At 44.7% G+C, this 14,839-nt stretch carries 12 protein-coding genes; 7 read left to right on the top strand and 5 right to left on the bottom strand.

Annotated features, from left to right (window positions below; genetic code table 11):
- Positions 1 to 56: 56 nt before the first annotated feature.
- Both BCU07_RS16920 and BCU07_RS16915 read right to left on the bottom strand, forming a co-directional pair.
- A complete protein-coding gene (locus BCU07_RS16920; protein WP_102428799.1) occupies positions 57 to 1,478 on the bottom strand; it encodes an FAD-dependent oxidoreductase in 1,422 nt (473 codons plus the stop codon).
- A gap of 136 nt (positions 1,479 to 1,614) precedes the next feature.
- Positions 1,615 to 2,625, bottom strand: a complete 1,011-nt coding sequence (locus BCU07_RS16915; protein ID WP_102428798.1) for a putative 2-aminoethylphosphonate ABC transporter substrate-binding protein — start codon at positions 2,623 to 2,625, stop codon at positions 1,615 to 1,617.
- 350 nt (positions 2,626 to 2,975) lie between these two features.
- Here BCU07_RS16915 and phnW point away from each other — a divergent pair, with 350 nt between their 5' ends.
- The 4 genes from phnW to BCU07_RS16895 all read left to right on the top strand — a co-directional run bounded on the left by phnW (position 2,976) and on the right by BCU07_RS16895 (position 7,829).
- The gene (gene phnW, locus BCU07_RS16910; protein ID WP_102428797.1) at positions 2,976 to 4,079 is read left to right on the top strand and encodes a 2-aminoethylphosphonate--pyruvate transaminase; all 1,104 of its coding nucleotides are present in this window, start codon (positions 2,976 to 2,978) and stop codon (positions 4,077 to 4,079) included.
- Positions 4,079 to 5,518, top strand: coding sequence for an aspartate aminotransferase family protein (locus BCU07_RS16905; RefSeq protein WP_102428796.1), 1,440 nt, complete (start codon positions 4,079 to 4,081; stop codon positions 5,516 to 5,518). Before phnW ends, BCU07_RS16905 begins: the two co-directional genes overlap by 1 nt.
- Positions 5,519 to 5,610: 92 nt before the next feature.
- Positions 5,611 to 6,429, top strand: coding sequence for a phosphonoacetaldehyde hydrolase (gene phnX / locus BCU07_RS16900; RefSeq protein WP_050649212.1), 819 nt, complete (start codon positions 5,611 to 5,613; stop codon positions 6,427 to 6,429).
- A 332-nt stretch (positions 6,430 to 6,761) separates the two neighbouring features.
- Positions 6,762 to 7,829 (top strand): OmpA family protein, encoded by a 1,068-nt coding sequence (locus BCU07_RS16895; RefSeq protein ID WP_102428795.1) that lies wholly within the window; start codon positions 6,762 to 6,764, stop codon positions 7,827 to 7,829.
- 133 nt (positions 7,830 to 7,962) lie between these two features.
- On the opposite strand, the gene BCU07_RS16890 is transcribed toward BCU07_RS16895, so the two are convergent.
- Positions 7,963 to 8,361 carry an OsmC family protein gene (locus BCU07_RS16890; protein ID WP_102428794.1) on the bottom strand — a complete coding sequence of 133 codons (399 nt, stop codon included), beginning with the start codon at positions 8,359 to 8,361 and terminating at the stop codon, positions 7,963 to 7,965.
- Between the two features lie 200 nt (positions 8,362 to 8,561).
- Here BCU07_RS16890 and msrB point away from each other — a divergent pair, with 200 nt between their 5' ends.
- Positions 8,562 to 9,704, top strand: a complete 1,143-nt coding sequence (msrB, locus tag BCU07_RS16885; protein ID WP_102428793.1) for a peptide-methionine (R)-S-oxide reductase MsrB — start codon at positions 8,562 to 8,564, stop codon at positions 9,702 to 9,704.
- Positions 9,705 to 9,802: 98 nt separating this feature from the next.
- Here msrB and BCU07_RS16880 read toward each other — a convergent pair whose 3' ends face one another.
- Together BCU07_RS16880 and BCU07_RS16875 are read right to left on the bottom strand one after the other, a co-directional pair.
- Positions 9,803 to 11,170, bottom strand: a complete 1,368-nt coding sequence (locus BCU07_RS16880) for a TrkH family potassium uptake protein (protein WP_017065604.1) — start codon at positions 11,168 to 11,170, stop codon at positions 9,803 to 9,805.
- A gap of 19 nt (positions 11,171 to 11,189) precedes the next feature.
- Positions 11,190 to 11,846 carry a potassium channel family protein gene (locus BCU07_RS16875; RefSeq protein ID WP_017065605.1) on the bottom strand — a complete coding sequence of 219 codons (657 nt, stop codon included), beginning with the start codon at positions 11,844 to 11,846 and terminating at the stop codon, positions 11,190 to 11,192.
- Positions 11,847 to 12,032: 186 nt separating this feature from the next.
- Between BCU07_RS16875 and BCU07_RS16870 the strand changes: the two genes are divergently transcribed.
- Positions 12,033 to 13,202 (top strand): mechanosensitive ion channel family protein, encoded by a 1,170-nt coding sequence (locus BCU07_RS16870; RefSeq protein WP_065585022.1) that lies wholly within the window; start codon positions 12,033 to 12,035, stop codon positions 13,200 to 13,202.
- 86 nt (positions 13,203 to 13,288) lie between these two features.
- Complete coding sequence (locus BCU07_RS16865; protein ID WP_065675871.1) at positions 13,289 to 14,824, top strand: mannose-1-phosphate guanylyltransferase/mannose-6-phosphate isomerase; 1,536 nt, start codon at positions 13,289 to 13,291, stop codon at positions 14,822 to 14,824.
- Positions 14,825 to 14,839 lie beyond the last annotated feature (15 nt).

Below are 14,839 nucleotides of genomic sequence, written 5' to 3'. Positions count from 1 at the left end.
GCCCATAAATCACTGAGAGCCTCAATGTAAACTTCTAATTTAAACGCTAGATTAATCTATGATTCAACCTTGTCGGCTTTGCCCGCCGCACCTGCGAGTTTGGATAACTGTTTATCTAGCCACAATGGCGTGCTACCCGAATCTTCCGCGTTCTCTTTTCTTCGTACCGCATCACGCACTATCATCGCACCTACCCAACGGAATGGCTCTGGCGGGAAGTGTCCTAATGGGCCTTTAGTTAAACCGCTTCGCGTCCAAGCATTGTCGATATCGAGTACCATTGCTGACAAAATCTTCCCGCCCATACGGGTTTGAGCAACGCCATTTCCAGAGTAACCAAGCCCATAATAGATGTTGCTTTGGCCTTTTAGATTACCGAAAAATGGCAATCCGGTGACCGAACGATCTGAGCCGCCAGACCAGTTGTAATCGAATTCACTTTGTTCCAATTTAGGGAACAATTTTTGGAACGATTGATTGAGAATCGGTAGGTAGTTAGTCGTTTGGTTGAACATGCTTTCAACCTGATTCGCAAACGAGAATTTATTGCCGCCTTTGCCCAACATGAGTCGTCCGTCCTGGGTATCTCGGTAGTAGTGGACAAAGATACGCGAATCTACCACCGCCGCCCCTTTCTCTGGGCCAAATTGCTTGAGCTTTTCCGGAATGGGCTTGGTCACCACCATATCTGAAGAGACAACCACAATGCTGCGTTTGAACTCTTTGAAGTGATCGAGCATCCACGCATTGAGTGCCAAAATCACTTTATCCGCAAATACTGACCCGCCTTTGGTTTGAATTCGAGCGGGAGAGCCATAGTCGAGTGATGTCATTTCTGTGTTTTCGTGAATTTCGACACCCAATTCGATCGCAACGCGGCGTAAGCCTCTCGCCAATAACGCTGGCTGCACACTACCCGCAGCTTCTGAGTAGTAACCCTCAATGTGGCGTTCAAATCCCGCTTTATCAGCCAAAGAATTGTCGCACTTCTTCCAGCTATTGATACCCTGCTTAACCAGCTCATTAACAACAGGCTCCATTCCACCCTTTTGCGCTTCATTGGTCGCCGTGTAGTAAGTACCGCTTCGATATAGATGCGCGTCAATCTTGTGTTCGTTACAGAAGGCTTCAATCTCGTATATAACCTTTTCCGATTCCTTAACCAACCATTTCGCTTGTTCTTTTCCGTAGAGCTTTTTCAGCGTCGGATACTTAGTTGACCACGTCAGCATGCAACCGCCGTTCGCACCAGAAGCACCGCTACCACATAGACCTTTTTCAATCACGACAACATGCTTTTCTGGTTGCTGTTGTTTGATTAAAATCGCCGTCCATAAACCCGTATAGCCACCGCCAACAATGGCGATATCACAGTTGACGTCTTTTTGGAGCGGCTTAGCCGAATCTAGCCCCGCATGGATGTTGCCAAACTCTTGTTCCAACGCTTGCTTGAACCAATATGAGTAGTGCTTTGTCATTTGTTGTACCTTACTTAAAACCTAAAGGCGTAAAACTAAAAAAGGAAGACCGAAGCCTTCCTTTACTGATTTCTAACTTCCAATGAACTAAACAGTTAAATAGCTAAATAGTTAATTAACTGAGTAGCTCGATAGATTAAGATTTTGGCTCTGATTTAGCGTCAAACTTCTCAGACCATGTTTTCAATACGTCTGCTCGCTCGCTGCCCATACGTGCAAAGTCCATTTTTGCCATGTTCTTTTCGACGTTAGGGAAGTTTTCAATTGTTGCCGTCACATCTTGGTGACCAACAACTGGGTACATTTCGATGTAAAGCTCGTTTGCTGCTTTAGAGATAGACCAATCAACCACGCGTTGCGCAGCATCAGAAGGCTTAACAAGGCCTACCGCTTCAGATTCCCAGCCGATGCCTTCAGGTGTAATCACTGAAAGTGGAGCGCCTTGAGTTTTCAGCTTAGCGCCACGGCTCGCCATAGAAATACCGATAGCGACTTCACCCATGCCCGCTTGAACACATGGCTTAGAACCTGAGTGCGTGTAGTGAGCAATATTTTGGTCTAGCTTCTGCATGTAGTTCCAACCTTGGTCTTCACCCATGTTTTGTAACCAAGCCGAAACCTGCATGTAGCCCGTACCAGAAGATGCTGGGTTTGGCATAGCAATGTGGCCTTTATAGATAGGCTTCGTTAGGTCATCCCAAGATTTAGGTGCAGGTAAGTTAAGTTGCTTAGCCACCACTTCGTTGAAACAAACTGCATTGAAGAATGCATCATTACCGTACCAAGCTTGAGTAGACTGTGGGTCGTTAAGGTTAGCGCGTAATGCTTCTACACCTTGAGGCATATAAGGTTTCAGGATGCCCTCTTCTTTAAGCAGTGCCATTGAAGAACCAGCAAGTCCCCAAACTACCTCTGCACGCGGGTTGTTTTTTTCGGCCAATAATTTTGCCGTCATGATCCCAGTTGAATCACGTACCCACTTGATGTTGATGTCTGGGTTTTCACTTTCAAATGCGTTTTTGTACTTCGCTAAAATGTCAGTTTCAAAAGCGGTGTAAACCGTCACTTCCTGTGCTGCATAAGCATTACCAGCCAATAGAGTAACTAAAGCTGCAAGTGATCCTTTCATAAAACGGTTTTTCATCATTTTCTCCAGTCAGGCCCGATGACAAGGTTAGGAATTGCCAAGGTTAAAGTTGTTAAGGCTAGAAGCTCCATCTAGAGGCTTCTATATCCATAAATTCATTTAGGTTGTTAACACACACCTTTGCATTGGTATGTACCAGATTTCGAGTATTAAGCTAACTGGCTTTTATGACGATTAAATGAACAAAAAATGGCAATTTAAAGATCGGAAAATTTCTCAACAAAAGTGACAAATTTGAATATGAAGCTTTTGTGAAAATAACGTTTGGGCTATTTACGACCGTTTAAATTGGTTGTTAAAGTAATCGCAAACATTGGTATAGTCCAAAATACAAATCGCGAGAATTGAACATGAGAAACGAATACTTACTGCTTACACCGGGCCCTTTATCTACTTCTGAAACCGTTCGCCAAGCGATGCTAAAAGACTGGTGTACTTGGGATGATGAATACAACAAAGACGTTGTTGAAGTGATTCGTAGCAAGCTTGTTACTTTGGCGACTAAGCAGGCGGGATATACAAGTGTATTAATGCAAGGCAGCGGCACTGCTTCAGTTGAAGCAACAATCGGTAGCGTTATCTCTAACAGCGATAAGCTTCTTGTGGTCGATAACGGTGCGTATGGTGCTCGTATTGCTCAAATCGCAGAATATTTAAACATTCCATGCCATGTCGTTTCCCCAGGTGAAACATCACAGCCTGACTTGAACAAAATGGAAACGGCATTGGCTATGGATTCAGATATTACTCACGTTGCGATTGTGCACTGTGAGACCACTACAGGTATGTTGAATCCAATCGAAGAGATTGCCAAATTGGCAAAACAGCACAACAAAACCGTCATTCTTGATGCGATGTCGAGCTTTGGTGGCATCCCTATGGATATTGCTGACTTAGGTATTGATTACATGATCAGCTCGGCAAACAAGTGTATTCAAGGTGTACCTGGATTCGGCTTTGTTATTGCGAAGCAATCGGAACTGGAAAAATGCAAAGGCCAAGCTCGCTCATTAAGCCTTGACCTGTTTGACCAGTGGCACTGCATGGAAAGCAACCATGGTAAATGGCGCTTCACCTCTCCGACTCATACAGTGCGCGCTTTCTACCAAGCTCTACTTGAATTGGAACAAGAAGGCGGCATCGAAGCTCGTCATAATCGCTACCAAACCAACCAAACCACATTGGTTGCAGGTATGCGTTCTCTTGGTTTTGAACCACTGCTTAATGATGACCTTCATTCACCTATCATCACCTCTTTCTATTCTCCAACTCATAGCGATTACCAATTCAAGGAATTCTATGACCGTTTGAAAGAGCAAGGGTTTGTGATTTACCCGGGCAAGGTTTCAAACGCAGACTGCTTCCGAATCGGTAACATTGGTGAAGTGTATCCGTCAGACATTGAAGCTCTCATTAGCGCAGTGAAAAACGCTATGTACTGGGACATCAAATAATGACGACGACCAATCCAGAGCCAGTTCTAAAGGCGACACACTTTCGAAGCGAAGGCGATGTGAACACCACGCCAGCACGCGAAAAATGGAACGAGTCGCTAAACGATGATGCGACTCAAGTAATGTTAAAGCGTGATGCTGACGTGTTTCTTCATCAAGCCATGTCAACGCCTTGCCTAGACACACTTGAAGCAGCCGAAGGCATCTACATTCAAGATGCGACGGGCAAGAAGTACATGGACTTTCACGGCAATAATGTTCACCAGCTAGGTTATGGTCACCCACACATCATCAATAAAGTGACTCAGCAAATGGCGTCATTGCCGTTTTCACCGCGTCGCTTTACCAATGAGACGGCCGTTCAGTGTGCTGAGAAACTCACACAGATCTGCGGTGGTGATTTGAATCGCGTGTTGTTTGCTCCCGGTGGCACATCAGTGATCGGCATGGCGCTAAAACTTGCTCGACATGTCACCAACAATTTCAAAGTAGTGTCTTTGTGGGACTCATTCCATGGCGCGTCACTCGATGCAATTTCAGTAGGTGGCGAAGCGTGTTTCCGCGAAGGCATGGGGCCATTAATGGCTGGCGTAGAGCGCATTCCACCAGCGGTCTCTTATCGTGGTGCTTTCCCGCTTAATGACTCTTTATCGCTTCGCGGGCAAAACTCCGGCGATGCGAACGAGACCACATGTGATGTGCGTTATGCGGATTACCTAGAGTACGTGATTGAAAAAGAAGGCGGTATTGGAGCCTTCATTGCAGAAGCGGTTCGTAACACAGACGTTCAAGTGCCAAGTAAGGCTTATTGGAAGCGCATTCGTGAGATCTGTGACAAACACAACGTCATATTGATCATTGACGACATCCCAAATGGCATGGGTCGTAGCGGCGAATGGTTTACACACCAAGCGTTTGATATCGAACCTGACATTCTTTGTATCGGTAAAGGTTTTGGCGGGGGCTTGGTTCCAATTGCAGCCATGGTCACTAAAGACAAATACAACACGGCAGCGCAAGTATCACTTGGTCACTACACCCACGAGAAAAGTCCTATTGGCTGCGCAGCGGCACTGGCTACGATGGAAGTGATTGAGCAAGAAAATCTACTTGAAAAAGTACAAGCGGACAGCGCATTCGTGCGTGAACAACTGCTTCAAATGAAAGAGAAATACCCAGTCATTGGTGACGTTCGCGGCATCGGTCTGCTTTGGGGAGTGGAATTGGTCACTGACCATATCACCAAAAACCGAGCGTTCGATGAAGCAGAAGCAGTACTTTACCAATGTCTGAACGATGGCCTGAGCTTTAAGGTTTCACAAGGTAACGTGATTCAATTGAGCCCACCATTGATCATCAGCCGTAGCGAGCTAGAAGTCGCTCTGTCTGTATTCGAAAAAGCGATAGCCAAAGTCTGCAAAGATTTTGAATACCTTTAATTCTCGAAATCAACATTTAAACCAATAACCTTAAACAACCATTTGTTTCCCAGAACTTTGAACTGGGAGTGACACAAAAATAGGACACTATTATGAACACGACATCACCTATCCAAGCGGTTATCTTTGACTGGGCCGGCACTATCGTTGATTTTGGGTCGTTTGCTCCAACTAGCATCTTCGTTGAAGCATTCAAACAAGGTTTCGACTTTGACATCGACTTAGCTGAAGCGCGTGAACCTATGGGGATCGGCAAATGGGACCACATCCAAGCAGTGGGTCGAATTCCAGCTGTTGACGCTCGTTGGAAGGCTCAGTTCGGACGCTCCATGACAAGTGAAGACGTTGACGCGATCTACGCGGCATTCATGCCTCTTCAAAAAGCGAAAGTAGCCGATCACGCAGCACCTATTTTGAATGCGATAGAAGTGGTCAATAACCTAAAAGAGAAGAACGTGAAGATCGGGTCTTGTTCAGGTTACCCACGTGAAGTGATGGATGTTTTAATTCCTGCTGCTGCAGATTACGGTTACCGACCAGATAACGTGGTAGCGACCGATGACTTACCTCAAGGTGGTCGCCCTGCTCCATTTATGGCACTGAAAAACGTAATCGATCTAGGTGTAACTAGCGTTGCTGCGTGTGTAAAAGTAGACGACGCAGCACCGGGGATCGATGAGGGTCACAACGCAGGCATGTGGACAGTTGGACTTGTATTATCGGGGAACGAAGCAGGCTTAACGTATCAAGAATATTTAGATGCAGACGAGACAACACTTGCAGCTGCACGTGAAAAAGCAAGCGTTAAGCTAAACAAATCAAACCCACACTACCTAATCGATACCATTGCAGACCTACCAGGTGTCATTGCAGATATTGAAAAACGTTTGTTAGCTGGTGAGCGCCCATAACGGTAATCACCTAGATTACCCAACCAAACATTCCGTACACATGAAAATGAAACCTCGTATCGCCTAAAAATGATACGAGGTTTCTTCGTTTCCAACATTTGAGACAGCAATTAATTGACAAAAACCTCTGTAAATAGCACCTTAAATATATAATTTTTAACAATTTCATTGACCATAATAAGCAACTGTACTAACAATGTAATAACAATTCCAAGATAGGTTCGACCTGAATCTACGCCTTGAACGATCTACTGTTGCAGTGTCCCAATCAGTAAGTCGTCGCTTTAAAGGCTCATTCAGATAACAATAAGAGTTAATCCAAGGATAAGATTATGAAAAAATTGTCAAAAATCATGTGTGCTGTGATAGCTGCTTCAGGTTTCGCTGCTGCTCCATCAATTGCCGCAACGACATACGTAGGCGCAAAAGTTGGCATGGGTTGGCTAGATAGCGCTTGTGTCGACAACATTGATTGTGAAGATGATTCAGTGGCGGGCGGTATTTACGGTGGTTACAACTTTACCGATAACATTGCTCTAGAATTGAATGCAGATTACTTAGGTGATTATGACACCAGCTTTAACAACAACGGAGCGACTCAAAGATACAGCGATTCTATCGTAGCCATTTCTTTAAGCCCAATGTATCGACTAGCGATTAAACAAGAGTTTGATATCTTCTTTAAAGCAGGTCCTGCTTACATCATGCACGATGACGAAGACGACGTTGTTTTAGCCTTAGGTATCGGTGCCGAGAAACAGCTTTCAGACGATTGGGCGCTGAGAGTGGAATACCAATACTTCGATGATTTTGACGATAAGATCATCCAAGACCTAAACTCCAACCTTGTCACAGTAGGTCTTAGCTACAATTTCGGCACGGGTAATACAACCGCATCAGCGGCTGCAGCTTCTGCGGCGGCTGTAACTCAAGCACCTTCTGAACCAATCACAGAGCCAGAAGCTGTGGTCGTTGAAGAGGAAGCGGAGGTAGTGGTTACCAAAGCGCAAACTGAGAGTTTCTCTCAAGGTACATTTGCGACTAACAGCACAGAACTTTCAGACGAAGGTAAAGCCGCTATACAGCCAATTGTGGAAGTCTTACAAACATACCCTCAGTCTACCGTTAACATTGTTGGTCACACAGATTCAACAGGTGCAGCTGAGTACAACATGATGATCTCTAAGAAACGTGCGGCAGCAGTAGCAGCATACATCGAAGAGCAAGGTATTGAAGCTGATCGCATTACCGCTTCTGGTGAAGGGGAAGAAAACCCAATCGCATCAAACGATACGGCTGAAGGTCGTGCTCAAAACCGTCGTGTGGAAGCAACAATCCCAAGCTTCGAGTACCAAGAAGATGTTCAAGTTGAAGAAGTTATCATTGAAACAGTGGAATAATCGTATTCTAACGTAATAACGACTTCCTTAATAACAAGGGAGGAGCACTGCTAAGTGCTCCTCCCTTTCTTTATCTATGTTTGCTCATAAGCCGAAAAGTAACGACTCAAAGCCAAGCTATACAGCCAGAAGACTAGACGATTTCCCAGCTGTGCGTCATTTCTACGCCTGCACCTAGCATTAGGCACACTGAACAGTACTTTTCCAATGAATCAGCGCATACTTTTGCAACCAACTTAGGATCAAGGTTGTCACCTGAAACTTCAAAGTGAATGTTAATCGCAGTAAAGATTTTTGGCGCGGTTTCACGACGTGTAGTTTCAAGTTTCGCGTTACAGCCTGTAATGCTTTGACCAGCAGATTTCAATCCATCTACCACATCAACAGAGCTACAACCACCAGCGGCCATTAGCACCATTTCCATCGGGCTTGGCGCAGTAGCACCACCACTTCCATCCATAACGACAGAGTGACCTGATTGAGATTGACCTAGGAATTTAAAGCCTTCGACCCATTTAACTTCTGCTTGCATGTTGATCCTTAGATGTACGAAAACGTCATCATTATTTGGTATTTTATATCAATGCCTACACCCTACTACTGGCAGCATTTATGAGCAAGATTTTCTATTTGAGATATTTTTTTCATGAATAGTGTAATTTTTTCCATCTAAAACCTGTCTCTATTCGTACATTCAAAATCGAATGAGAAAAACGTCAAGATGAGGTATCTATGAATAAATTATCTAAAATATTGGTATCACTCGTGGTTACACTACCACTGATTTCGCTGTTTGTAAGCCAGACTGGCACTGCCAATACAATGGATAAAACGGCTAGTTCAGGTAAAACTGAAATCGCGACACTGGCTGGTGGTTGTTTTTGGTGTACAGAATCCGATCTAGAAAAACTGACAGGCGTGACAGACGTTATCTCTGGGTATTCTGGTGGTAAATTAGAAAACCCAACCTACAAACAAGTTTCATCGGGTAAATCTGGCCACATCGAAGTAATCAATGTGACCTATAACCCTGATGTGGTCAGCTATGAACAGGTGCTTGACCAATTCTTCCAACACATCGACCCAACCGACGACAAAGGCTCTTTCGTAGATAGAGGTCCACAATATCGACCTGCTATTTTCTATCATAACCAAGAACAGAAAGACGTCGCTCAAAACTTCATGATGGAGATAGACAAAGCTCAGATCTTTGGTGAACCACTAAAAACAGAACTGATTAAGTTTGAAAAATTCTGGCCAGCGGAAGACTATCACCAAGACTATTACAAGAAGAGTAAAGTTCGTTATAACTACTACCGCTATGCTTCTGGCCGCGATCAGTACCTAGATAAAATCTTCGGTGATGATAGAAAGGACAACCCTAAAACACTACGTCAGATCATCGACAGTAAGAATGCGACAGCCAATGCTAAAACCTACGTTAAGCCGTCTGACGCGGAGATCAAAGCGAAGCTAACGGCACTTCAATACGATGTAACGCAAGAAGACGCTACTGAGCGCCCATTTGACAACAAATACTGGGATAACAAGCAAGAAGGTATTTACGTTGATATCGTAACTGGGGAGCCATTGTTCTCTTCAAAAGACAAATACAAGTCAGGCACAGGCTGGCCGAGCTTTACACAGCCAATCAGCGAGGCTTATGTCGTCACAACTACTGACTACAAACTGCTTTACCCAAGAACAGAGGTTCGCAGTAAGTTTGGCGATTCCCACCTGGGGCATGTATTCAAAGATGGTCCAAAACCAACAGGGTTACGTTACTGCATGAACTCAGCCGCAATGCGCTTTATCCCTGCGGATAAATTAGCAGAAGAAGGCTATGAGGAATACGTTGAGATGTTTGAGGGATAGGCATTCAGCAATTAACGATCAGCCTATGACAACAAAGCCAGCATATCGCTAGCTTTGTTTTTATTTACAGAGCTTTATTTATCAGCCCGTGGACCTAATTAACCCGTTAACACCGTGTCTTCAGGGTATTTCAACAAGGAAGGTTCTGGACGAGCTAGCATATAAGCCAAGGTCAGGGGGCCGATACGTCCAATCACCATAACCACAATCATGATGTATTTACCTGGCTCAGTCAGGTTTGCGGTTAAGCCAGCTGTTAAACCAACCGTTGCAAAGGCAGAAATCACCTCAAACATGACTCGATCAAACGCTGCCTTTTCAGTAAGCATTAACAAAAACATCGCGGTGGTTAATAACGCCCCACTTACCACAATAATGGCCAATGACTTTGTTACCGCTTGCCAAGTCACAGTGCGCTTAAACATCACCACGTGCTTTTTCTGACGGAGGAAGGTCCACGTTGCGACAAAGGCTACTGCAAAGGTCGAAACCTTAATACCACCACCTGTTGAGGTAGAACCTGCACCAATCAACATCAGTACAATCATTACCAGCAACGCAGGCTGTGTGTACTGAGACAAATCCACACTATTAAAGCCAGCAGTACGAGCACTTGCCGACTGAAAAAATGCGGCTAGCCACTGTCCTTGAGTCGATAACCCTTCCATGGTTGCTGAGTTATTTCTTTCTAGCAGCCAGAACAATACCGTACCTACCAACAATAGAGTCGGAGTGGCGGTTAGCATAATCTTGGTGTGTAAATGAAGATGTCGAAAACCTTTACGCCAGTTACTCGATAGGTCGCCGACGACTGTGAAGCCTAATCCGCCGAAAATGAACAAGCCAGCTAAGGTGAAGATCACCAGCGGATCATCAACAAAACTCATCATACTGTCTGAAAACAGTGCAAAACCTGCGTTATTGAATGCAGATATCGCATGAAATAGAGCATAAAAACTGCCCGTTGACCATCCCATCTCAGGTACCCAGCGGAAGCAGAGCAATACAAAACCGATAAATTCAGCCACTAATGCAAAGATGATGATCTTCTTAACCAATTTACGAAGGTTAATCTTACGATCTTGGCCAAGCGCTTCTTTCGCGAGTGCTTGTTGTTTAAGGCTTAACCTAACACCGAACATGTAAAGCAGTACCGCAGATAGAGTCATCTGCCCTAACCCGCCGACTTGCATCAAGAACATCAGTAAGATTTTACCCGCCAAGGTGAAATGCTCACCGGTATCGACAACACCTAATCCTGTCACACTGATCGCCGAGGTTGCTGTAAACAGTGCATCCGTAAAACTTAGGCCTGTCACAGAGAATACAGGCATCGTCAACAATATTGCAGAGGGGATAAGTACGCCTAAGAAGCTCGTAAGGATAATCTTAGGTTCAGAGCCTTTACGTGGCTTTTTATCACTCTTAAGCGTGTAGAAAGTACCTTTTCGTTTTAACGAATTCATACTGTTACCTTATTGCCAATTACCAATTGCGTAGCTTTCTAGATAAGGTCTCTTTCGGCCCAGCGATGATCACCACATCCCCAATTTCTAAACTCACATCCAGTTCTGGAGCTTTAGTTAGGTTCGGTCCTCGCTTGAAGCCAAGTACTTCAACACCATTTTCTTTACACAGCTTAAGGTCGCCAAGTTTCTTACCCAACAAATTAGAACCAATAACAATCTCCGTCATCGCTAAACCGCTGCCAAGATCGATAAACTCAAGAACGCGTCTATCCAACATTTTACGCGCAACACGAATGCCCATATCTCGTTCAGGCATGATGATATGGTCAGCACCAATCTTAGAGAGAATCTTGCCGTGAAACTTATCGTTCGCCTTAACCCAGACTGCTTTTGCTCCAGATTCTTTCACCACCAAAGTCGTTAGAATGCTTGAGTTAACGTCAGAGCCTATCGACACCATCACCATATCGTAATCATCGAGTCTTAACTCTTTCACCGTCTCTTCGCTCGTGCAGTTCGCAACAATCGCTTGTGAAACAAAAGCCGCTGCTTCTTTCACTCGCTCTTCATCAATATCGACGGCCAGTACCTGTGCCCCTGAACTTTGTAGCTCTTTGCAAACAGACAGACCAAATCGCCCTAAACCGATAACTGCATATTGTTTGTCGCTCATTTGAAATCCTGTTTAGAAATTTTAATTACACGGGATAGCCAAACCTACATTAGTTTCTATCTCAAAAAAAGTTAGTTCTGCAAGAATAAGGTTATACTATTGTCATAATCGCTTGATTTATAAAGGTAGAGAACAACTCGAGTTTCTGCTAATTTCCAATTCATAATTTCTGCGGCAGCACACACAATGAATGAATTCATAACCCAAGTACAAACCTACATCAACCAGAGCCATAGTGATTGGGCAAACAGCGTCCTATGCATCACTATTGCGAGTTTTCTCGCTTGGGTAGCTTGGCGAATTATCCATAATCGCTTGGAAGTTCTGGTACAGAGAACCCACTTTCACTGGGATGACCTACTACTAGAGGCACTGAAAACCCCTGTCAGTACGTTACTTTGGTGTTGGCCAGCGACCGTATCTATCGGGTTGATTCTTCAAGATCAGTTTGGCAATGAAATCAACTGGTTAAAAACTCTCAAGCACATATTGATCATATGTACCTTCGTTTGGTTCACCTTACGAATGATCACCAATGCTGAAGCATACGTCTTAGAGCAAAAAAACAGGGATGAGACAACTGTACAGGCGATTGCAAAAGTAGCTCGTCTGTTCTTTATGGTCATGGGCGGCCTGACAATCATGCAAGCGTTTGGACTCAGCCTATCAGGCTTACTCACCTTTGGTGGTGTTGGTGGCTTGATCGTCGGTTTAGCGGCTAAGGACTTACTGTCGAATTTCTTCGGTGGCATGATGATTTACTTCGACCGCCCTTTTAAAGTCGGTGATTGGATACGTTCTCCCGATCGTCAAATCGAAGGCACTGTCGAACGCATTGGTTGGCGCATGACGATCATCCGCACTTTTGATAAGCGTCCTTTGTACGTGCCAAATTCGGTGTTCAGTAGTATTGTGGTAGAGAATCCATCGAGAATGTTGAATCGTAGAATCAATGAAACCTTTGGTCTTCGTTATCAAGATGCAGACAAATTGGCGCTCATTGTTGATGATGTAAGAACCATGCTCGAGACCCACCCTGATATTGATGCCAAACAGACGTTGATCGTTAACTTTGACAAATTTGGGCCATCAACGCTCAACTTCTTTATCTATACCTTCACAAAAACAGTCAACTGGATCAGGTACCACAAAGTGAAGCAAGACGTTCTGTTACAGGTTCTGGCGATTATTCATAAACACAATGCAGACATCGCGTTCCCAACACAGACACTCAAGATTGACCCTCAAGACTTTTCTAATGTTCAAGATCATAACAGCGTTCAAAGCCTAGGTGATAATCAGAATATTAGCGATCCCAAAGACATGTTGAACTCCCCTACGGAAGGTCATCGATAGTCATATCCTTCTTGGTTATCGATAAGTAATAAGCGTGAAGCGTGGTAATATGCTGGCAGTATTCTAATGCACCTAATTACCACGCTATGATTTTACCTGTCATTCTAGCCGGCGGCTCCGGAAGTCGTCTCTGGCCACTGTCTCGCGAGCTTTACCCTAAGCAATTTCTCAATATTGCCGGCGACCAGTCAATGCTTCAGCACACACTTCAACGCCTGCAAGGCCTTGAAGAGCACTTGATGGATAGTAAATGCGATGCCCCATTCATTATCTGTAATGAAGAGCATCGCTTTATTGCCGCTGAACAAGCTCGATCAGCTAACATTCAACATAGTGGTATTCTGCTAGAGCCAGTCGGTAGAAATACAGCCCCAGCCATTGCGCTTGCCGCCCTAAAGGCTTTAAGTAAACCACCGCTTAATGAACAAAGCGCATCCGACCCTATCTTGTTAGTGCTGGCTGCTGATCATCACATCGCGAAAACCTCTGAATTCCAACAAGCGATTAGTCGTGGTGTTGATTATGCAAAACAAGGCAAGCTGGTGACATTCGGTATAACACCTAGCTCCCCAGAGACTGGCTATGGCTATATCAAGCAGGGAGAGCCTCTTTCCTCCAGTGCTCAAACTGATACTAATGGAACAGAGCAGCCAATCAATCACGCCTTCGCCATAGAATGCTTTGTAGAAAAGCCAGACACAGCAACAGCAGAAGAGTACATCCGCTCAGAACAATACTTATGGAACAGTGGCATGTTCATGTTTAAGGCATCACGCTATGTTGAAGAACTCGCCGAACACCACCCTGAGATAGTAGCGGCTTGTAAACTCGCTCTTGCAACGCAAAATACCGACCTCGACTTTATCCGTATAGACGCTGAAGCATTCAAAAGCAGTCCAAGTGATTCAATCGATTACGCCGTGATGGAAAAGACCTCGCACGCCGCGGTGATCCCGATGGATGTCGGCTGGAACGATATTGGCTCATGGTCCGCGATCTGGGATGTAAGCGAAAAAGATCAGCACAATAACGTCATTGAAGGTGATGTGTTAACCGTCGACTCTCAACACAACTACATCCATGCTGAAAATAAGCTGGTTGCGACGGTAGGTGTCGACAACCTGATTATTGTCGAAACCAAAGACGCTATATTGGTTGCAAATAAAGACAAGGTTCAGGGTGTTAAATCGATTGTCAGTCAACTAAATCAAGCGGGTCGCACAGAACATGTGCATCATCGTGAGGTGTTTAGACCTTGGGGTAAATACGATGTTATCGACCTAGGCAAGCGCGACAAAGTTAAACGTATCACCGTTAAACCCGGTCACAAGTTGTCGTTACAAATGCACCACCATAGAGCGGAACATTGGGTAGTCGTGGCGGGTACTGCGAAAGTGACCAACAATGAGAAAACCTATCTGGTTGAAGAAGATCAATCCACTTACATCCCTTTAGGTCATATTCACAGCCTAGAGAACCCAGGGGATCTTCCACTCGAGATGATTGAAGTACAAACAGGCAGTCATTTAAGTGAAGGCGACATCATTCGATATCAAGACAGTTATGGGCGAGACGTGCGCAAGCAACAAGTCCACTCATCAAAGCACAACCAAACGAAATAAAGCAGCGACAAATCG

This window comes from Vibrio sp. 10N.261.54.E10 (assembly GCF_002877735.2).
GTDB lineage: Bacteria > Pseudomonadota > Gammaproteobacteria > Enterobacterales > Vibrionaceae > Vibrio > Vibrio crassostreae_C.
The sequence above is the reverse complement of the archived record's forward strand: the minus strand, read 5'-3'. Positions and strand labels throughout refer to the sequence as shown.